At 61.7% G+C, this 18,943-nt stretch carries 20 protein-coding genes; 11 read left to right on the top strand and 9 right to left on the bottom strand.

From position 1 onward, the window contains the following. Window position 1 precedes the first annotated feature (1 nt). The 5 genes from AB4Y97_RS10250 to AB4Y97_RS10230 form a co-directional block, all read right to left on the bottom strand. Window positions 2–1,138 (bottom strand): ABC transporter permease subunit, encoded by a 1,137-nt coding sequence (locus AB4Y97_RS10250; protein ID WP_441998940.1) that lies wholly within the window; start codon window positions 1,136–1,138, stop codon window positions 2–4. A gap of 8 nt (window positions 1,139–1,146) precedes the next feature. Next, complete coding sequence (locus AB4Y97_RS10245) at window positions 1,147–2,067, bottom strand: ABC transporter permease subunit (protein ID WP_441998939.1); 921 nt, start codon at window positions 2,065–2,067, stop codon at window positions 1,147–1,149. A 75-nt stretch (window positions 2,068–2,142) separates the two neighbouring features. Continuing rightward, window positions 2,143–3,726: a peptide ABC transporter substrate-binding protein gene (locus tag AB4Y97_RS10240; protein WP_441998938.1), complete on the bottom strand. Its 1,584-nt coding sequence runs from the start codon at window positions 3,724–3,726 to the stop codon at window positions 2,143–2,145. Window positions 3,727–3,887: 161 nt separating this feature from the next. Next, window positions 3,888–4,322 (bottom strand): GlcG/HbpS family heme-binding protein, encoded by a 435-nt coding sequence (locus tag AB4Y97_RS10235; RefSeq protein ID WP_441998937.1) that lies wholly within the window; start codon window positions 4,320–4,322, stop codon window positions 3,888–3,890. 48 nt (window positions 4,323–4,370) lie between these two features. Further along, a complete protein-coding gene (locus AB4Y97_RS10230; protein ID WP_441998936.1) occupies window positions 4,371–5,597 on the bottom strand; it encodes a urate hydroxylase PuuD in 1,227 nt (408 codons plus the stop codon). Between the two features lie 206 nt (window positions 5,598–5,803). On the opposite strand from AB4Y97_RS10230, the gene uraH reads away from it, so the two are divergent. From uraH to AB4Y97_RS10195, 7 genes are all read left to right on the top strand, one after another. Beyond that, window positions 5,804–6,157 carry a hydroxyisourate hydrolase gene (uraH, locus tag AB4Y97_RS10225; protein WP_441998935.1) on the top strand — a complete coding sequence of 118 codons (354 nt, stop codon included), beginning with the start codon at window positions 5,804–5,806 and terminating at the stop codon, window positions 6,155–6,157. 2 nt (window positions 6,158–6,159) lie between these two features. Then, window positions 6,160–7,602, top strand: coding sequence for an allantoinase PuuE (gene puuE, locus AB4Y97_RS10220; protein WP_441998934.1), 1,443 nt, complete (start codon window positions 6,160–6,162; stop codon window positions 7,600–7,602). A gap of 79 nt (window positions 7,603–7,681) precedes the next feature. After that, the gene (lysM, locus tag AB4Y97_RS10215; protein WP_441998933.1) at window positions 7,682–8,128 is read left to right on the top strand and encodes a peptidoglycan-binding protein LysM; all 447 of its coding nucleotides are present in this window, start codon (window positions 7,682–7,684) and stop codon (window positions 8,126–8,128) included. 130 nt (window positions 8,129–8,258) lie between these two features. Beyond that, entirely contained in the window at window positions 8,259–8,576 is a 318-nt protein-coding gene (locus AB4Y97_RS10210; RefSeq protein ID WP_441998932.1) for a rhodanese-like domain-containing protein, read from the top strand. Window positions 8,577–8,718: 142 nt separating this feature from the next. Then, a complete protein-coding gene (locus AB4Y97_RS10205; RefSeq protein WP_441998931.1) occupies window positions 8,719–9,156 on the top strand; it encodes a c-type cytochrome in 438 nt (145 codons plus the stop codon). 67 nt (window positions 9,157–9,223) lie between these two features. Beyond that, a complete protein-coding gene (locus AB4Y97_RS10200; protein WP_441998930.1) occupies window positions 9,224–10,177 on the top strand; it encodes a c-type cytochrome in 954 nt (317 codons plus the stop codon). Window positions 10,178–10,246: 69 nt separating this feature from the next. Beyond that, on the top strand, window positions 10,247–11,026 hold the full coding sequence (locus AB4Y97_RS10195; RefSeq protein WP_441998929.1) for a CatB-related O-acetyltransferase: 780 nt from the start codon (window positions 10,247–10,249) through the stop codon (window positions 11,024–11,026). Between the two features lie 30 nt (window positions 11,027–11,056). On the opposite strand, the gene AB4Y97_RS10190 is transcribed toward AB4Y97_RS10195, so the two are convergent. Together AB4Y97_RS10190 and AB4Y97_RS10185 are read right to left on the bottom strand one after the other, a co-directional pair. Next, the gene (locus AB4Y97_RS10190; RefSeq protein ID WP_441998928.1) at window positions 11,057–11,674 is read right to left on the bottom strand and encodes a helix-turn-helix domain-containing protein; all 618 of its coding nucleotides are present in this window, start codon (window positions 11,672–11,674) and stop codon (window positions 11,057–11,059) included. A 243-nt stretch (window positions 11,675–11,917) separates the two neighbouring features. Next, the gene (locus AB4Y97_RS10185; RefSeq protein WP_441998927.1) at window positions 11,918–12,850 is read right to left on the bottom strand and encodes a DMT family transporter; all 933 of its coding nucleotides are present in this window, start codon (window positions 12,848–12,850) and stop codon (window positions 11,918–11,920) included. A gap of 210 nt (window positions 12,851–13,060) precedes the next feature. On the opposite strand from AB4Y97_RS10185, the gene AB4Y97_RS10180 reads away from it, so the two are divergent. Together AB4Y97_RS10180 and AB4Y97_RS10175 are read left to right on the top strand one after the other, a co-directional pair. Next, window positions 13,061–13,870 (top strand): UDP-2,3-diacylglucosamine diphosphatase, encoded by an 810-nt coding sequence (locus AB4Y97_RS10180; RefSeq protein ID WP_441998926.1) that lies wholly within the window; start codon window positions 13,061–13,063, stop codon window positions 13,868–13,870. Next, window positions 13,870–14,877 carry a glycosyltransferase family 4 protein gene (locus AB4Y97_RS10175; protein WP_441998925.1) on the top strand — a complete coding sequence of 336 codons (1,008 nt, stop codon included), beginning with the start codon at window positions 13,870–13,872 and terminating at the stop codon, window positions 14,875–14,877. The genes AB4Y97_RS10180 and AB4Y97_RS10175 overlap by 1 nt, the downstream gene beginning before the upstream one ends. 40 nt (window positions 14,878–14,917) lie before the next feature. Here AB4Y97_RS10175 and AB4Y97_RS10170 read toward each other — a convergent pair whose 3' ends face one another. Next, a complete protein-coding gene (locus tag AB4Y97_RS10170) occupies window positions 14,918–15,415 on the bottom strand; it encodes a hypothetical protein (RefSeq protein ID WP_441999058.1) in 498 nt (165 codons plus the stop codon). 161 nt (window positions 15,416–15,576) lie between these two features. On the opposite strand from AB4Y97_RS10170, the gene AB4Y97_RS10165 reads away from it, so the two are divergent. Next, window positions 15,577–16,755, top strand: a complete 1,179-nt coding sequence (locus tag AB4Y97_RS10165; RefSeq protein WP_441999050.1) for an MFS transporter — start codon at window positions 15,577–15,579, stop codon at window positions 16,753–16,755. Here AB4Y97_RS10165 and dgcA read toward each other — a convergent pair. Next, a complete protein-coding gene (dgcA, locus tag AB4Y97_RS10160) occupies window positions 16,725–17,708 on the bottom strand; it encodes an N-acetyl-D-Glu racemase DgcA (RefSeq protein WP_441998924.1) in 984 nt (327 codons plus the stop codon). The genes AB4Y97_RS10165 and dgcA overlap by 31 nt on opposite strands. Window positions 17,709–17,789: 81 nt before the next feature. On the opposite strand from dgcA, the gene AB4Y97_RS10155 reads away from it, so the two are divergent. Beyond that, complete coding sequence (locus tag AB4Y97_RS10155; protein ID WP_441998923.1) at window positions 17,790–18,941, top strand: MlaE family lipid ABC transporter permease subunit; 1,152 nt, start codon at window positions 17,790–17,792, stop codon at window positions 18,939–18,941. The last annotated feature ends 2 nt before the right edge of the window (window positions 18,942–18,943 follow it).

Below are 18,943 nucleotides of genomic sequence, written 5' to 3'. Positions count from 1 at the left end.
GTCAACGGTCCTTGGGATCGAGGGCATCGCGCAGGCCGTCACCGATGAAGTTAAGGCAGAACAGAATCGCGACCAGAGTGAGGGACGGGTAGAGCAGCATCCAGGTGGCGCCCTGGATGTTCTTGGCGCCTTCCGAAATCAGGACGCCGAGGCTGGTATTGGGTTCCTGAACGCCCAGGCCGAGGAACGAGAGGAAGCTCTCCAAAAGGATCACCTTCGGCACGAGCAGGGTCATGTAGACCACCACCGGCCCGAGGGTGTTGGGGATCACGTGACGACGGATGATGCCTTTCGTCTCGACACCCAGCGCCTCGGCCGCCTGGACGTATTCCTGGCGCTTGATCGACAGGGTCTGGCCGCGGACGATGCGGGCCATGTCGAGCCATTCGACCGCACCGACCGCAATGAACATCAGGATGAAATTGCGGCCGAAGAACACGACCAGCATGATCACGAAGAAGATGAACGGCAGCGAGTAGATCACGTCGACCACGCGCATCATGATCAGGTCGGTCCGCCCGCCGAGATAACCGGAGGTCGCGCCGTAGACGACGCCGATGAGAATGGCGACGAAGGTGGCGAGCAGGCCGATGGCAAGGGAGATCTGGCCCGCCTTCATCGTCCGGGTCAGCAGATCGCGGCCGTTGGTGTCGGTGCCGAAGAAGAAATACTTCGTCTTCAAGGGCACGTCGACGACGAGGCGTTTCCCTTCATCGGTTTTCTCGACGACCTTGGCGGCGCCGAACATGTCCGAGCGGTCGAAATAGGCGAGCAACCGCTCGTCGATGGGCCGCTGGCCCACCAGTGTCACGGTGACCGCGTCGTCCTTGACGACGATGTTTTCCGGCTTTCCGCGAACACGCGCGCCGATGCGCTCGATCTGCGGCGCGATCTGGTCGGCTTTCGGATAGGCTTCGAGGCTGGCGGGGACCTTCACGTAATCCGGGTAGACCTGATCGAAGGGATGCCCCGTGAGGAACGGCCCGAAGATGCAGGCGAGGGCGATCAGCCCCAGCAGGACGATGCTGGCGACGGCAGCCCTGTTGCGGATCAGCCGGCCCCGGGCCTCGACCCAGAGCGAGCGGCCGACGACGGGATCGGTAAGGGTTTCGATGGGAAGTACGGCGCCTTCGGCCATGGCAGGCCTCAATCGTAACGGATGCGCGGATCGACAATCGCATAGAGGATATCGACCACGAGGTTGAACAGGAGGACGAAGACCGCGACGACTACGACCGTGCCCATGACGAGGGTATAATCGCGGTTGAGCGCGCCTTCGACGAAATAGCGGCCGATGCCGGGCAGTCCGAAGATCGTCTCGACGACTACCGAACCCGTCAGCAGCGCCGCGGCGGCGGGGCCGAGATAGGAGATGACCGGCAGCGACGCACCGCGCAGGGCGTGCGTCACGATTACGTGCCAGGGCAGGCCGAGCGAACGCAGGGTGCGGATGTGGTTGGAGCGCAGGTTCTCGATCATCGCGGCGCGCGTCATGCGGGAAATGACCGCGATCTGTGGCAGCGCGAGCACGATGACGGGCATCACGAGATTGCGCGGCGTGCCGTTGGCCCAGCCCGCCACGGGCAGCCAGGCGAGAGCAAGGCCGAACACGATCTGGAAGACAGGCGCCACCACGAAGTTCGGGATGGTCAGGCCCATAGTTCCGAGGCCGGTGACGATGTAGTCGGCGAAGCTGTTCTGGCGCAGGGCCGCGATCGAGCCGACGCTGCCGCCGACGATGATTGCGAGCGTGATCGCCAGGGCGCCAAGGGTCATGGAGATCGGGAGGCCACGCGCGAACAATTCTGCGACCGTGAAGTCGCGCAGGATGAAGGACGGTCCGAAATCGCCGTGCAGGACGGCGTTCAGATAGAGCCAGTACTGTTCGATCAGCGGCTTATCGAGCTGGTAGATCCGGTTCAGGTTCTCCATCACCTTCGCCTCCAGAGGCCGCTCGAGGTCAAACGGGCCGCCGGGCGCAAGGCGGATCAGGAAGAACGAGATCGTGATGATGACCAGTAGGGTCGGTATAGCCGTCAGGAAACGGCGCAAGATAAAGGAGAGCAAGACGCTTTCTCCTCCCGTCAAAGATCCGAAAAAAGAAGAGGGCGGCCTGATCTCAGGCCACCCTCTCCGACATACTTATTGATCCTTGGACAGGAAACGCGACGGATAGACGCCGCGGGTATTGTGCACGTAGCCCTTGATCTTCGGCGAGATCAGGTTGCTCTTGCCGTAGTACATGACCGGGATCCAGGGCATGTCCTTCATGAGGATGGTCTCGGCCTTCTTCATGATGTCGGCACGCTTCTTGAGATCCAACTCGCTCGCGGCCTGCTTCAGAAGGGCATCGTACTCCGGATTGTTATACTTGCCGTAGTTGAAGCCCTTGTTGTCGCTCAGAAGGAGGAACAGGAAGACGTTTGGATCGGAATAGTCGGCGATCCAGCCGTAGCGGGCCACATCGAAGTCGCCGCCGTCGCGCAAGTGCGCGAAGTGGGTCTTGCCGTCGGTGTTGATGAACGAAGTCTCCACTCCGATCTGCTTCCACTGCTCGGCGACAGCCACAACCGTGTTGCGGTTGTTGTCGGTCGTGTTGTAGCGGATTTCGACCTTCAACGGCTTGCCCGGTCCGAAGCCGGCGTCCTTGAGGAGGGCCTTCGCCTTTGCCTCACGGTCGATCGGCGACATGTCTTTGTAGTCCATGTAGGCGGGCTCGCCATAATTGCCCAGTCCCGGGGGCATGAACGAGTAGCCGGGCTGCATGGTCTGGCCCCAGATCTGTTCGGCGATGAACTCGCGGTCCACGCCCATCGAGAGCGCTTGGCGAACGCGCACGTCATTGAAGGGCGCCTTGGACGAGTTGACCACCAGATACCAGGTGCCGAGATAGGGCCCGAGCCTGACCTGATCCTTGAAGCGCTCTTTCAGCGATTTCATCTGATCGGCCGGAACATCGTCCGTCGTGTCGAGCTCACCCGCCTCGTAGCGACGCACCATCGCCGCGAAATCCGGCGTCGGATAGTACATCACGGTGTCGATCTTGACGTTCTTCGCGTCGTAGTAGTTCTCGTTCTTGACGAGCTTGATGTGCGAATTCGGCACGAACTCGGCGAGCTTGTAGGCGCCGTTCGAGACCAGGTTGCCCGGCTTCACGAAGTCCTTGCCGAACTTCTCGACCGCGCCCGGATTGACCGGAAGGCTGGTCTGGTGCGTGAGCAGCTCGATGAAGTAGGGGGTCGGCTGTTCGAGCTTGATTTCGAGGGTCTTGTCGTCAACCGCCTTGACGCCGAGTTCCTCGACCTTCGCCTGACCCTTGTTGACCTTCTCGGCGTTCAGAATCGGATACAGGATGTTCGCGTATTTCGCGCCCGTCTCCGGATTCATGATGCGGCGATAGGAGAACACGAAGTCCGAGGCCTTTACCGGATCGCCGTTCGACCACTTGATGCCGTCGCGGAGCGTGAAGCGGTAGGTCTTGCCGTCGTCGCTGATTTCCCACTTCGTCGCCTGGCCGGGAACGGCTTCACCCTTGGCGTTGTAGGTGACGAGGCCCTCCAGCATGTCGCGCAGGATATGGGCTTCCTGGACGGTCGAGGTCTTGTGGGTGTCGAGGGTCTCTGGCTCGCCGGAATTAGCGCGGTTGTAGACGACCTCGGCCGAGGCCGGGCCCATGAGGGCGGCTGCGGCGACAGCGGCCAGGGCTGCTTGTTTGATCCATGACATCAGACGGGTTCCCTTTCTGGTTCTATCTGGGATTCTTGAATTATTTCGATCAGAGTCATTAAGACAGTGACCTTGTCTCATTTGTTGTGCAATCGACAGGTTCTGTCCAGTGGGTATTAGAAGCCTATACAGGACAAGGGTTTGAGGGTGTGGAGAAGTCCTCAGGCCCCGGCATCGAACGTCAGTCCCGCCGCCCCGATGCCGGCTGCGGCGACAATTTCGTCGTTGTCGGACGTGTCTCCGGATACGCCGACGGCCCCGAGGATCTGTCCTTTTGCGTCCTTGATCAGAACACCGCCCGGCACGGGGACAAGCTGGCCGCCGACCACGTGGCTCGCGGCCGCCACGAAATAGGGGCGGTCGGTAGCCATCTTGTGCAGGGCGCGGGATCCCACGCCCATGGCCAGGGCGCCGTAGGCCTTGCCCATGGCGATCTCGGCGCGCTTGAGGCTGGTGCCGTCCTCGGAAGCGAGGGCCTTCAATGCCCCGCGCGCGTCGTAGACGACGATGGACAGCGGCTTAAAGGATTTTTCCCGAGCTGCCTTGAGCGCGGCCGAAACGATCAGTTGGGCGGTTTCGAGGGTGAGTTCAGGCACGTCCATCCCCTTTGTGACGTTGGTTGTAGAACAATGTTGCGAGAAAAACTAGCGAAGGACCGCGTCCTTCTGGGCGAGCCATGTCGCCACCGCCTTGCGCTCATCGGGCGTCATTTCCGTAATGTTGTTGGGCGGCATGGCATGGGTCAGCACGGCCTGGACCCTGACGAGCTCCGCATGGCGCGCGATCTCCTCCGGCGTGTCGAGGCGGACGCCCTTGGGCGCGACGGGAATGCCGTCCCAGACCGGCTCGGCGGCGTGGCACATGGAGCACCGCGACTGGATGGTAAGAACGGCCTCGTCGAAGGAGGCGGTCAGGGTGGCGGGTGTGACCCCGGTCTGGACATCCGCCATGTTGGCGTTGCCGGGCTTGCCGATGATCGACAGCCAGATCGCGAGCGCGATGCAGGCTGCGGCGACACCCCAGGTCCACCAGGGCGAGCCCTTGTCCGCATGGCGTGAATTGAAGAAGTGCCGCACGATAGCGCCCGCGATCAGGACGAGCCCGATGATGCCGACCGCGTAGCGGGACGACCACGCCAGCGGGTAGTGGTTCGAGAGCATCAGGAACAGCACGGGCAGGGTGAGATAGTTGTTGTGCGTCGAGCGCTGCTTGGCCTGCTTGCCCAGGGCGGGATCGGGCGCGCGGCCGGCCAGCAGCTCCGCCACCACCTTCTTCTGGTTGGGGATAATAACGAAGAAGACGCTGGCCGACATCCAGGTCGCGATCATCGCTCCCGTATGAAGAAAAGCCGCGCGGCCGCTGAATACGTTCGTAAAGGCGTAGGCGGCTGCGAGAATATAGACGAACAACACGCAGCCGAGCGCCACGTCGTTCCTGCCGAGGGGCGAGCGGCACAGGCCCTCGTAGACGAGCCAGCTCAGCGCAAGGCCGCCGAGGCCGATGACGGGTACCTGCCAGGGTGCGAGGGTGCGCACGGCCGGATCGATCGTGTAGAGACCGGCGTTGAGATAATAGACCCAGACGATCAGGAAGAAGCCGGTGATCCAGGTGGAATAGCTCTCCCATTTGAACCAGGTTAGCTCCTTCGGCATCTCCGGCGGCGCAACGAGGTATTTGCGCATGTTGTAGAAGCCGCCGCCATGGACCTGCCAGGCCTCGCCGCCGACGCCGGGAGGCAGGCCCTCGCGCTTCTTCAGGCTGAGGTCGAGATGGATGAAATAGAAGGACGAGCCGATCCAGGCGATGGCGGTGATGACGTGGACCCAGCGCAGAAGCTGGCTGATCCATTCGGAAATCTGCGGGTCGATCATGCGGCCCCTTGACCATGAAACAAGGGTGCTAGACTAGGGCGGCCCGCTTGTTTGCGAAAGGGTTGCGTCCCGGCTTTTTCAACAGGAACACGTTCCGGAAAGTCGCGGGTACGGGCGCTTATGCCCAAAGGTAGCTTGACGCCGGAAGCCTGCGCCCGAAAATTCCCGCTCCTTTTGGGCGCTTTCTCATTTCAGTCGAGGTTTTCATGAGCCGATTGTCCACCCACGTCCTGGATACGGCGAACGGCAGGCCCGCCAGGGGCATAGAGATCGAGCTCTTCGCCATCGAAGGCGAGGGACGACGGGCCGTTGTGCGCGCCACCACCAATGCGGATGGGCGCACGGATGCGCCGCTCCTGGCAGGCGACACCTTCCGCGCCGGGACCTACGAACTGGTCTTCCATATCGGCCCGTATTTCCGCTCCCTCGCGACGGCCACGGCCGATCCGCCGTTCCTGGATGTGGTGCCTATCCGCTTTTCCATCGCCGAGCCCGACGGGCATTACCACGTGCCGCTCCTCGTCTCGCCCTGGAGCTATTCCACCTATCGAGGCAGCTGATCATGGCAGAGACATCCTATCCCCGCGACCTCGTCGGCTACGGCCGCAACCCGCCGCATCCGCGCTGGCCGAACGACGCTCGCATCGCCGTCCAGTTCGTCGTGAATTACGAAGAGGGCGGAGAAAACAATATCCTCCACGGTGACCGGGCTTCCGAGGCTTTTCTGTCGGAGATCGTGGGTGCCGCGCCCTGGCTCGGTCAGCGGCACATGAGCATGGAGTCGATTTACGAATACGGCTCCCGCGTCGGCTTCTGGCGCCTGTGGCGCATGTTCACCGAACGGGACATGCCGGTCACCGTCTACGGCGTCGCCACCGCGCTGATGCGCAATCCCGAAGCGGTCGCCGCCATGCAGGAGGCGGATTGGGAAATCGCCAGCCACGGATTGAAGTGGATCGACTACAAGGATTTTTCGGCGGAAGAAGAGCGCGCGCATATGCGGGAGGCCATCCGCATCCACACGGAAGTGACGGGCGCGCGGCCGCTCGGCTGGTATACGGGCCGCACCTCCGAACATACCAACCGCCTCGTGGCGGAGGAGGGCGGCTTTCTCTACAGCGCCGATTCCTATGCCGACGAGCTTCCCTATTGGGAGCAGGGCGCCAAAGGCCCGCAACTGATCGTGCCCTATACGCTCGATGCCAACGACATGCGCTTCGCGACGCCGCAGGGATTCAATGCGGGCGATCAGTTCTTCGCCTATCTCAAGGATAGTTTCGACACGCTTTATGTCGAGGGGGAGAAGGCTCCTAGGATGATGTCGGTCGGGCTCCATTGCCGGTTGGTTGGCCGCCCCGGCCGCGCGGCGGCACTGGCGCGGTTTCTCGATTATGTCGCCTCCCACGACCATGTCTGGGTGGCGCGGCGCAGCGATATCGCCCGGCACTGGATCCGGCATCACCGCCCGGCCGATCTCAAGCCGAGCACCATGAGCAAGGCGGTTTTCGTCGAGCTCTTCGGCGATATTTTCGAGCATTCTCCCTGGATCGCCGAAAAGGCTTATGACGAAGGCCTGACCACCGGGCAGGACACGGCGGAGGGGATGCATGCCGCCATGGTGCATGTGCTCTCGCAGGCAAGCCGCGAGCAGAAGCTTGCTCTCATCCAGGCGCATCCCGATCTCGCGGGCCGGCTGAAGCTTGCCGATCTCACCGACGATTCACGCAGCGAACAATCCTCGGCAGGCCTCGACGGCCTGACGCAAGAGGAGCGTGACCGCTTCCTCGCCCTCAACGACGCCTACAAGAACAAGTTCGGCTTTCCCTTCATCATGGCGGTCAAGGGCAAGACGAAGGAGGAAATCCTGGCGGCGTTCGAGGAACGCCTCGAACATGATGCGGAGCGGGAGTTCGACACGGCGGTGGTACAGATCGAGCTGATAGCCCTGCTGCGGCTGAAAGACCGGCTGCCGTCCCTGGCGGATGTCTTCTCGTCCTTGGCTTGAGCGGAACCGTTACCTGGAACAGGCGTCTTTTCTTGGGTGCGGCGTCATACCGATGCCGGGACCGAAAAGGAGAGGGGTCATGGGTTTGTTCAAATTCATCAAGGAGGCGGGAGCCAAGATTTTCGGCGGAAGCGCCGAGGCGGCGACTCCGGATAAGTTGAAGCAGGAGGTTCAAGGCCAGGGCTTCGATGCCGGCAAACTCGGCATCGATGTCGATGGAGATAAGGTGAAATTGTCCGGTCAGGCCGTAAGCCAGGATGAGGCCGAGCGGATCATTCTCGCTCTCGGCAATACCTTCGGCGTCGCCGAGGTCGACACCACGGGTCTCCAGATTCAACAGCCTGAAAAGCAATCCGTCATGTATACGGTCGTGAAGGGCGATACCCTTTGGACCATCGCCGAGAAGCATTACGGCAAGGGCAAGGGCGCCAAATACACGGAGATCGTGAAAGCGAATTCTCCGCCCGTGAAAAATCCGGACATGATTCAACCCGGTTGGGTTCTGCGTATTCCGGATCTTCCGTAAGCCATTCGATTGCGAGCCTCCGTGCCAAGCCGATATGCTCTCTTATTGAAGGAACGCATTTTCTCTTCGCAGAACTGGAAATCCAATTTTGCGGAAAATGCTTTAGACAACGGAGCACGGAGGTTCTCCCATGAATGGTTCAGCACCCATCGTCGATCTCAGCCGGGACGACATCAAGCAGGGGCTCAGCGACGGCTCCATTCTGCTGGTCGATGTCCGCGAGCCGCAGGAATTCGCGGCCGGCCATATTCCAGGGGCGGTTTCTCACCCCCTCTCGACCTTCGACCCGGCATCACTGCCGACAGGCAAGCGAATCGTTTTCTCCTGTGCCGCAGGGGTCAGGTCTGCCCGGGCAGCCGAGTTTGCCCAGGCGGCCGGACGCGACATCCGGGAGCATTACAAAGGCGGCTTCAAGGATTGGATCGGTGCCGGCGAGCCCGTGGAATAGGCCCGCTCCCCCTCCGTTATCCCATCACAGAGATGTGTTTGCCCCCTGATTGCGGGGTCAGGAAAAAATATGCGCTAATGTTCGTTCGCCGATGATGGGCCGAGGGAAGCCTTCCATCGGACCAACAAGGGGAAGATACCATATGAAGCGTACCGTTTTCGTCGCCAGCCTCCTGGCGCTTGGAGTGACTGCGGCGATCGCACAAGCCAATGTCATCGAGCAACGTCAGAAGCTCATGAAGGACAATGGCGAACACTCACGCGTGATCGGCGCCATGCTGCGCGGCCAGGCTCCGTTCGACCTTGCGCAGGTGCAAACCGCACTCAAGGCCTATTCTCACAATGCAAAGGAAGCGCCCTCTCTCTTCCCGGAGAATTCGAAGTCCGGCGGCAACACCAAGGTTCTGCCAGCGGTCTGGGAGAGCAAGGCCGATTTCAATGCCATTTTCGTCAAGTTCGAGCAGGACGCGCAGGCCGCGCTGACTTCGATCAAGGACGAGGCGACCTTCAAGGCCGAGATGCCGAAGGTTCTTCAAAACTGCGGCACCTGCCATAAAACCTTCCGCCAGCCGGTCGGGTAGGGGTTTTGTCGGAGAGCGGTGCGGGCGGCTTGATAAAGCCGCCCGTTTTGTTGTGAGGGGGGAGAGAATGCGAAAAACGGTTGTGGTGCTCCTGGGGCTGGTAGTGCTCGGAGCCTTGGGTTTCTTCGCTCTCACCTCTCCGACCGCGTGGCGCGTCATCCATGGCGAGACGGCTGCCACTCCCGGCACGCCGGCTGCCTTTGCACACAACCCCGATCCTGAGAAGGGCCGCATCCTGTTCCTCGCGGGCGGTTGCTCATCCTGCCACGCAACACCGGGCCAGGACGACAAGACGCGGATGGGCGGTGGTTATGCTCTGAAATCGCCTTTCGGCACGTTCCACGTCCCCAATATTTCACCGCACAAGCAGGATGGAATCGGAGCCTGGAGCACGGCGGATTTCGTGCGCGCCATGCGCGAGGGTGTGTCGCCGGATGAGCAGCACCTTTATCCGGCTTTTCCCTATTCGTCCTATCAGCGCATGTCCGCTGCGGACCTTTCCGATCTCTTCGCGTTCCTGATGACGCTGCCGCCGGTCGAAGGACGTGCGCCTCCGCATGAGCTGCCTTTTCCCTTCAATATCCGCCGCGGCATCGGCCTCTGGAAGCTGGCCTTCCTCGACGGGCGCGTGTTCGTTCCCGATCCCGACCGGTCGACGACCTGGAACCGTGGTGCCTATCTGGTTGAAGGACCCGGCCATTGCGCCGAGTGCCACAGCGAGCGCAATCTCGCGGGCGCCATCATTCCTGACCGTCGCTTCGCCGGAGGGCCTAATCCTGAAGGAAAGGGCACTGTCCCCAACATCACGCCGAGCCCGAGCGGGATCGGCGGCTGGTCGGCCGCCGAGCTGGTGACGCTTCTCACGACAGGGGAGACGCCAACTTTCGACACGGTCGGCGGGCCGATGGGCGCGGTGGTTCACAACATTGCGCAACTGCCGGAATCCGACCGTCAGGCCATGGCGGAATACATCCTCTCCCTGCCTCCGCGGCAGGCCTATAAGAAGCCGCAAGAGAAATAGATTTCAATATAACGTTATATATATTAAAGGCAGTTTTCTTCACTCACGTAAGAGTAAGAGATTGCCACCGTGAATCATGCCAACATCGATATTAAGGCAATTCTGTTGGAGCATGGTCTCGACATGGCAGGCTCCTTCGAGACCTGTTTTACCTGGGAGCAGCCTGTCAGAATCTATCCGGCCGTCGAGCTGATGAATGTTTTCATGGGCGCCTATTCTTATGCGGCGCCCCGTGCCAGCCTCGCCTATGCTTCGATCGGGCGATATTGCTCGATCGGCAATGAAGTGCTCATGCGGGGGAGCGCTCATCCTACCCAATGGCTGACCACTCACCCTTTATCCTACCAGAACATCTACCGGACATTCGCGGATTACCAGCCACCATTTCAATTCGATGGCTACAGCAAAATCACCCAGGTTGGACATGATGTCTGGATCGGAAACCGGGCCGTCCTCCTTCCTGGCGTCAAGATCGGCCACGGGGCGGTGATCGGTGCGGGGACGGTGGTCGCCAAGGATGTTCCCGACTACGCGGTGGTCGTCGGTAATCCCGGGCGGGTCGTGAAATACCGCTTTGACGAAAAAACCATCGCCCGGCTCCTAAAAGCGCAGTGGTGGCAATACGACATGCCCAAGATGATGGCTGCTCATGCAAGCCTTCCGCTCAATGATCCGCTGGCGATGCTGGATCTTCTCGAAAGCCAAACCATCCCGTTCGTTCGCTTCGATCTCCTTCGAAAGCAGATCGTTTCAGATTCCAAAGGCGTTCAGCTCCGGACACTGCAGCCAGCAAGCGCGCAAGAAGTGTCAAGCAAAGAAGGCGCCGACTTGTCCGAAAATGCGGCGTAAGAGCCGGACGCGTCGAGGCAGCGAGAGGCGCTAATCCATCACGGCCGCTTTCAGGATGCAGACCATGGTTGCGTGACCAGGCGTATCGCCGACCGCGCGGATCGTGTGACGGCGATCGCAGCGATAGCGCAGGGTCTCGCCGGCTTTGGCGCGCTGGACCACATCGCCCACTTCGACCTCGAACTCGCCTTCGAGGACTGAAAGGCACTCGACGGAACCACGCTGGTGGCCGTCCGAGTCGAGGACGCCACCCGGCTCCGCCTGCACATCATACCATTGCAGCCATTCGATGGTCTTGAGCCAGCCGATGATCGCCAGCCGGACCTTGCCATCCTCGGACAGCAGGATGGGCGTATCGGCCCGGGTCGATTTCTCGATGAACGGCTCCTCGTCGCTCGTGGCGAGCACACGCTCGATGGAGACGTCGAGGGCCTGACTCAGGCGCCAGATGGTGGCAAGCGTTGGGTTGGTCTCGTTTCTCTCGATCTGGCTGATGATCGATTTCGCCACGCCGGACTGCTCTGCCAGTTCCGAAAGGGACAGGTTATAGGCCTTGCGCAGCCGCTGGATCGTCTTGCCCATATGGCCGGAGAGAACCTGTGCGCCTGCGTCCAGTTCCCGGTGACGCTCTTTGCCTTCAACGCCCATCTGACTCGCCTCTGTTCTGAAAGACAGAACGTTCGTTCCACAAAACGGTTGTGGGGTAACAGAGGAGATGGGTCAAGCAGGCGCGCCGTCCAAGCCCGTCTTTCGACAAAAAGAACAGGGAGGTCCGGCCTAGCGCATCGTGCGGAAAAGTGGACCCGGTTTTCTGCTCAGAACGATGCGCTCATCCAACGAGAGAGCATCGGATTGATCCCAAAAATGGAGTCCACTTTTGGGTCCGATACTCTAGCCGCCGGGCCTCTGGGCGGCGGTTTCGAGTTCCTTGGCACGGGCCAGACCGAGTCGGCGCTCCCGCCAGATGATGAAAAGCCCCGTGGCAGCAACGATGGCGGCGCCGATCATGACGGCAAAGGTCGGCAGGTCGCCGAAGACGAACCAGCCGAGCAGGAGTGCCCAGATCATCGTGGTGTATTCGAAGGGCGCCAGGATCGAGGTGTCGGCATAGCGATAGCTCTGGGTGATCAGAATCTGCCCGATGCCGCCCAGGGTGCCGACCAGCATGAAGAACAGAAGGTCCGTGAGGGGCGGGATCTTCCAGCCGAAGGGGATGGTCAGCAGAGACAGGGCCGACGCCAGGACGAAGAAGTAAAAGACGATGGCGCCCGTCCGCTCGGTCATGGTCAGGCGGCGCACCTGGATGGTCGCGCCCGCGGAACACAAGGCTCCGACCAGAGCGAAGAGGGCCCCGATGGTCGGTCCGGCATCCATGCCTCCGCTGAAGGTGCCGAACTTCAGATAGGGCGAGAGCATGATCAGGACGCCGATGAAGCCGATTCCGACGGCGGACCAGCGATAGGCGCGAACCTTCTCCTTCAGGAGGAGAGCGGCCAGGATGACGACGATGAGGGGCGATGCGTAGCCGATGGCGATGGTGTCGTGCAGAGGAAGATAGGAGAGGGCGGCGAAGCCGAGATACATGCCCGAGGTGCCGATCAGGCCGCGCAGGAAGTGGCCGGGCACGTTGTCGGTGCGCACCGCATTGATGAGATCGCCCTGCCAGGACAACCAGATCAGGAGCGGGATCATCGCGAAGATCGAGCGGAAGAACACGATCTCTCCGACAGGGTAGAGCGCGGTCAACGTCTTCAATCCGGCCGACATGAGCGTGAAGACGAAGGCGGAGAGGACTTTGAGGGAAATCCCCAGGAGAGGTTTCACGATGGGAAAGATTTCATAGGCTTTGAGTCGCGTCGATGATGATTGCAGCCAACCACGAGCAGGCGTCCGCGTGAACCCCTCTTTTGGAGAAAATGCCTGCGTCTGGTGCATGCTTGCGGCGTGGGCTGTCACATTTTCGCAAGAAGAGCGTCACAGGGGTGAGATGCGAATCCGGTTTGGCTTTGGCGATCCTCCAAGAAAGGACGCTGCATGGCCCAGGATCTTGCCGCCATCCGCGTGCGTACATTGTTTCTGTCGGATACCCATCTCGGTACCAAGGGCTGCCAAGCCGGCCAGCTTCTCGATTTTCTGAAGCATTATGATGCCGATACCATCTATCTCGTCGGCGACATCGTCGATGGCTGGCGGCTGAAATCCGGATGGTACTGGCCGCAGGCCCATAACGACGTGGTCCAGAAACTCCTGCGCAAGGTGCGCAAGGGAACGCGCCTGATCTACATTCCCGGCAATCACGACGAGTTCCTGCGGGACTATCTCGGCGTCCATCTCGGCGGGATCGAGCTGGCCGATTCCGCACTGCATGAGGCTGCCGACGGCAAGCGCTACCTCGTCATGCACGGAGATCAGTTCGATCTCGTGGTCCGCCATGCGCGCTGGCTCGCGCTTCTCGGCGACGGCGCCTATACGGCGGCGCTCTTCGTCAATACCCACCTCAACATCGTGCGCCGCAAGCTCGGGCTGACCTATTGGTCGCTTTCCTCCTGGGCCAAACTGAAGGTGAAGAACGCGGTGAACTACATCAGCCGCTTCGAAGAGCTTCTGGCGGCGGAGGCCAAGCGGCAGGAGGCCGACGGCGTCATCTGCGGCCATATCCACCATGCCGCCATGCATGATCTTCTGGGCGTGCGCTACGTGAATACGGGTGATTGGGTGGAATCCTGCACCGCCATCGTCGAGCATTACGACGGCACATTGCAGATGGTCCGCTGGACCGAGGCCATCCCTGAGAAAATACCTCAGCTTCCTGATGCCTCTTCGCTCACCGTCAGGGCGGCCTGATGCGCCTTCTGATCGCAACCGACGCCTGGCGGCCTCAGATCAACGGGGTCGTGCGCTCGCTCGAACATATGGTGGCGGAGGCGCCCGCCTTCGGCGCCGAGGTCGCGCTCCTGACGCCGGAGCGGTTTCGCTCCTTTCCGATGCCGACCTATCCCGAAATCCGCCTGTCCTTGGCGATGCCGGACCGGGTTGCCCGCCTCATGGAAGACGCTCGGCCGACCCATGTCCATATCGCCACCGAGGGGCCGATAGGCCTTGCGGTGCGAGGCCTCTGCCGGAAGCAGGGCAGGGCCTTCACCACAAGCTATCACACCCGTTTTCCGGAATATGTGTCCGCTCGCCTGCCCATTCCCGAGAGCTGGACCTACAGCGCGCTCCGACGGTTCCATAATGGCGGGCGGGCCGTCATGGTCAGCACGATGTCCCTGGAAATCGCGCTGCGGGATCACGGATTCCGGAACATCGTGCGTTGGACCCGGGGCGTCGATACGCATCTCTTCCGGCCGCGTGGCGAGAGGGTTCTCGATGGGCGCTCGCCGGTTTTCCTGTTCGTCGGACGCATCGCGGTCGAGAAGAACCTGGAGGCTTTCCTCTCCCTCGATCTTCCAGGTACGAAGGTCGTCGTTGGCGATGGGCCGGCGAGGGCCGAACTGCAGCGGAAATACCCGCAAACGCTGTTTACTGGGTCTCTCATCGGCGAACCTCTGGCGCGGGCCTATGCCTCCGCCGACGTGTTCGTTTTTCCGAGCCTCACCGATACGTTCGGCGTCGTTCTGATCGAGGCTCTGGCGTCTGGACTGCCCATCGCGGCCTTCCCTGTCATGGGTCCGATCGATGTCGTCGGCTCGGCGGGATGTGGGGTGCTGAGCTGGGACCTGCGCGAGGCTGCCATGGCCGCTCTTGAGATTTCTAGGGATCGGTGCCGCGCTTATGGCGAGACATTCACCTGGCGGGAAAGCGCGCGCCAGTTCTTTTCCAATATTGCGGCGGCCAGCGACAACGCCTGACTACAAAGCGGCTAGAGCGTGATCCGGGAAAGACCGGGCTTTAGTTGAGGAAGGGGGAGGCGGCTCTCGCCTGTACGAAATCCACCACGTCGCGAGAAGGCGGCTCCTTGTCCGCCAAAGGCTGCTCGGGATCGCAGAGATCCATCATGGCGTGGATACGCTCTTCCAGGTAACGCAAAGTCTTGAGAATGCGCGCGATGCGCCGGGCAGTCTCTTCCGGGCCGGAATCGGGCGCGGCGACCGGGGCGTCCCGTTCCTCCGGCTGGCATAGACCGATATCGGCCTTTGTCTCTCCAATGGCGCTGGCCATATCCAGCAGGCTGGCCCGGATCTGGTCCATGGTGCGGGCGGCTTTTTCCTCGACAAGTTTCTTCTCGAGTCCCGCTACCGCAGCCAGGACGGCTTCCGTATCCGCATTGCGGTTACGTTTGGCATATTCGCGCAGGAACCAGCGGCCGCGTGCGGTCTCCATCACGGCGGCTTCGATGGCGCCATAGTCCATGTGATTGAAGGTGACGAGCGTCTCTTCATCCGGCATGGTGGACTCCGTCGATGCCTGGGTTTCCCGATTCCGATGGGACCACTGTGTCGAAAGCCGTAGACAGCTCAAGACTTTCCCTTACGTTATCAACGACGACTTTACGCCGTGCCCTCATCCCTTTTGGCTCTCTCGATCCCTTTCCGCTGGCTGTTCCGGTGATGTCCACTTCTAGGGCTTTGGGAATCCGTCTGTCCGCATTGCATGCTGCAAGCTTCTTCAGTCACGGCTTCTATCTGCCGTTCTTCCCGATCTGGTTGCAGAGCAAGGCGCTGAGCCCGGCCATCATCGGCATTGTCGTCGCCATTCCAATCATTGTGAGGATTGTCGCTACGGCGCCTCTCTTAAGCCTCGCCGACAGGTCCTTCGGCCCGCGGCGGCTGCTTCTGGCAAGTCATCTGGGGCAAATGGCGGGCTTTCCCCTGCTCATGCTGGCACAGGACAGCCTCACCATCATCGGCCTGGTGGCGCTCGTCGCCATCGCCCAGGCGGCGGTCATCCCCGGCAACGATCTCGTGACGACGGCAGCGGTGCAGCGCCACCCGGGCCTGAATTACGGCCGCATCCGGGGCTTTGGCTCCATCTCGTTCTTCATCGCCAATATCGCGGCCGGCTATCTTGTCGGCGCGTTCGGTGCGGGCATCGTTCTGGTGGCGCTGACCCTCATTCCCATTCTCGGCATCATCGCGACACTGATCGCGGTTCCGGATGGCGGAGCCGACATCCCCGAGAAGGCGGAGGACGGAAGCCCGGCCGCGAAGGCTCTTCCGAAGGTACTCTGGATCGTCATGATCGCGGCGGCGATGATTCAGGGCAGCCATGGCGCTCTCAACGCCTTCGCCAGCATCTATTGGCAGTCGCAGGGATTTGCGGATTCGGTCATCGGCTATTTCTGGGCAGCCGGCGTGATCGCTGAAATCATGGTCTTCATCTTCTTAGGAAAGGCCGTCGGGCGCGGATCGGGGCTCGGCTTGCTCATGATCGGAGCTTCTGCCGCAGTGATCCGCTTCACCGTTCTTTCCCTGCATCCGGGAACGGCAGTCACCTTCGTGCTGCAGACCATGCACAGCCTGACGTTCGGGGCATCGCATCTGGGGGCCATGGCGGCGCTTACCGCTCTTGCTCCGCTCCATGCGCGGGGACGGGCCCAGGGCATTTACGGATCGCTTGCGGCCCTGTTCACGGCTGCATCCACCATCGCGAGCGGCGTGATCTATAAGGAATCAGGTGCTGCCGTCTTTGCGGCGATGGCTCCCCTGGGAGCCATCGGTTTTATCCTACTCCTCGCTGCCGCGCGGATGCTGAAAACTCAACCCCAGAGAGCGGGCTCCGGCGGATAGATGATGCTGCCGTCGAATCTCAGGCCGGGTTCCCGATCCAGAGCGAGGAGGAGCGGGCCGTCGAGATCGACGAAACGGGCGCGGGGCGCCAGTACCATGGCGGGGGCCATGGCCAGCGACGTGCCGACCATGCAGCCAATCATGATGGAGAAGCCCCGGGCCTCGGCCGCATCGGCGAGCGCCAGGGCCTCGGTCAATCCGCCCGTCTTGTCGAGCTTGATGTTGACGGCGTCGTAGAGCCCGACCAACCGGTCGAGGCTCGCCCGGTCATGCACGCTCTCGTCGGCGCAGATCGGCACCGGGCGGGAGATCTTGCCCAGGTAACCGTCGTTCTTGGCAGGGAGGGGCTGTTCCACAAGGGCGAAGCCAGCATCCGCGCAGGCCGCGAAATGGGCGGCGAGGTTGTCCTCCGTCCAGCCTTCATTGGCATCGGCGATCAGCGTCGCATCCGGTACAGCCTTACGAACGGCGGCGATGCGCTCGAGATCGCCGCCCGGAGCTCCGAACTTGACCTTCAGGATCGGCCGGTCGGCCGCCTTCGCCGCCGCTTCAGCCATGGCCTCCGGCGTGTCGAGGCTGATCGTGTAGGCGGTGGTCGCCGGCAGCCAGCGATTGACGCCCGCCGTGAGATGCGCGCGGATGCCGGAGCGCTTGGCGTCGAGGTCCCAGAGCGCGCAGTCAACCGCGTTGCGGGCCGCTCCCGCCGGCATCGCCGCCTGCAGAGCCTCCCGGGTCATTCCGGCCTCGATCTGCGGACGCATGGCCTCGATGGCGGCGGCAACACCTTCGACCGTCTCGCCATAACGGGCATAGGGGACGCATTCCCCATGGCCCGTCGTCCCATCCTCGGCGATTGTCGCTGTAACGACAACGGCTTCCGTGCGGGACCCGCGGGCGATGGTGAACTTTCCGGCGATGGGAAACCGGTCGATCGTGACGGTCAGATGACGCATTCTCTTCCCCAAAATTCTTAACTTCGGCTCGACTTGTGACGCAGCTACACGCTATCACCTAGCGGAATCAATGCCGGAAGGATGATCGTGGCGCAGAGCACCTTGGCTCACGAGCCGCAAGTCGAAATCGAACGTGCCGGGGATAAGGTGACGGCGAGGCTCGCCGGTCACTGGATCGCCGAGCATGCCGCATTGGTTGAAGTCCTGGCGGCGGAAATTTCAGCCGCCGCGGACCACCACCGCATGATCATCGATCTCAGCAAGGTAGGACGCCTCGACACCCTCGGAGCTTGGGTTCTCGACCGGACGAGGCACGAGCTGGGAGAGCGCGGGCTGGCGGTCGACTTCGCCAATGCCTCAGCCGAACAGCAGATTCTGCTGGATGAGGTCGCCTATCGTGGCTTCCAGGAAACGAAGGCCGTCAAGCATTCGAAATTCGTCGATTTCCTGGTCGATATGGGAAAGACCGTCTACGGCGCCGGGCGCGATCTCATCGACGGCGTGGCTTTCCTGGGCGAACTGGTTTCGGCTCTCATCCGCGTCATGATCCATCCGCGCCGGTTCCGGGGGACGGCCGTCATCAACCAGATGGAGCAGATCGCCTATCGCGGCGTTCCCATCATCGTTCTGATCTCGTTCCTGGTCGGCTGCATCATTGCGCAACAGGGCATTTTCCAGCTCCAGCGCTTCGGCGCGACGCCTTTCGTCGTCGACCTGACCGGCATTCTGGTCCTGCGCGAACTGGGCGTTCTTCTGACCTCCATCATGGTCGCGGGCCGGTCCGGGTCCGCCTTTACGGCCGAGATCGGCTCCATGAAGATGCGGGAGGAGATCGATGCCCTGCGGGTCATGGGGCTCGATCCGATCGAGGTCCTGATCATCCCCCGCATTCTCGCTCTCCTGATCGGGCTGCCGCTTCTGACCTTCATCGCCTCGATCGCCGCCCTGTCCGGCGGCGGAATCACGGCCTGGCTCTATGGCGACATCAGTCCGGATGTCTTCCTCTCCCGCCTGCGAGCCGCCGTGGGGATGAACACGTTTCTCGTCGGTCTCATCAAGGCGCCGTTCATGGCACTGGTCATCGGCATCATCGCCACCCTGGAGGGCCTGGCAGTGGCCGGATCCGCCGAATCCCTCGGCAGGCATGTGACGTCCTCGGTGGTGAAGGCAATTTTCATGGTCATCGTGCTCGATGGCCTCTTCGCTATGTTCTTCGCGGCAATCAGGTATTAGGC

This window comes from Microvirga sp. 2TAF3 (genome assembly GCF_052114965.1).
Lineage (GTDB): Bacteria > Pseudomonadota > Alphaproteobacteria > Rhizobiales > Beijerinckiaceae > Microvirga.
This window is presented reverse-complemented; position numbering and strand designations above follow the sequence as displayed.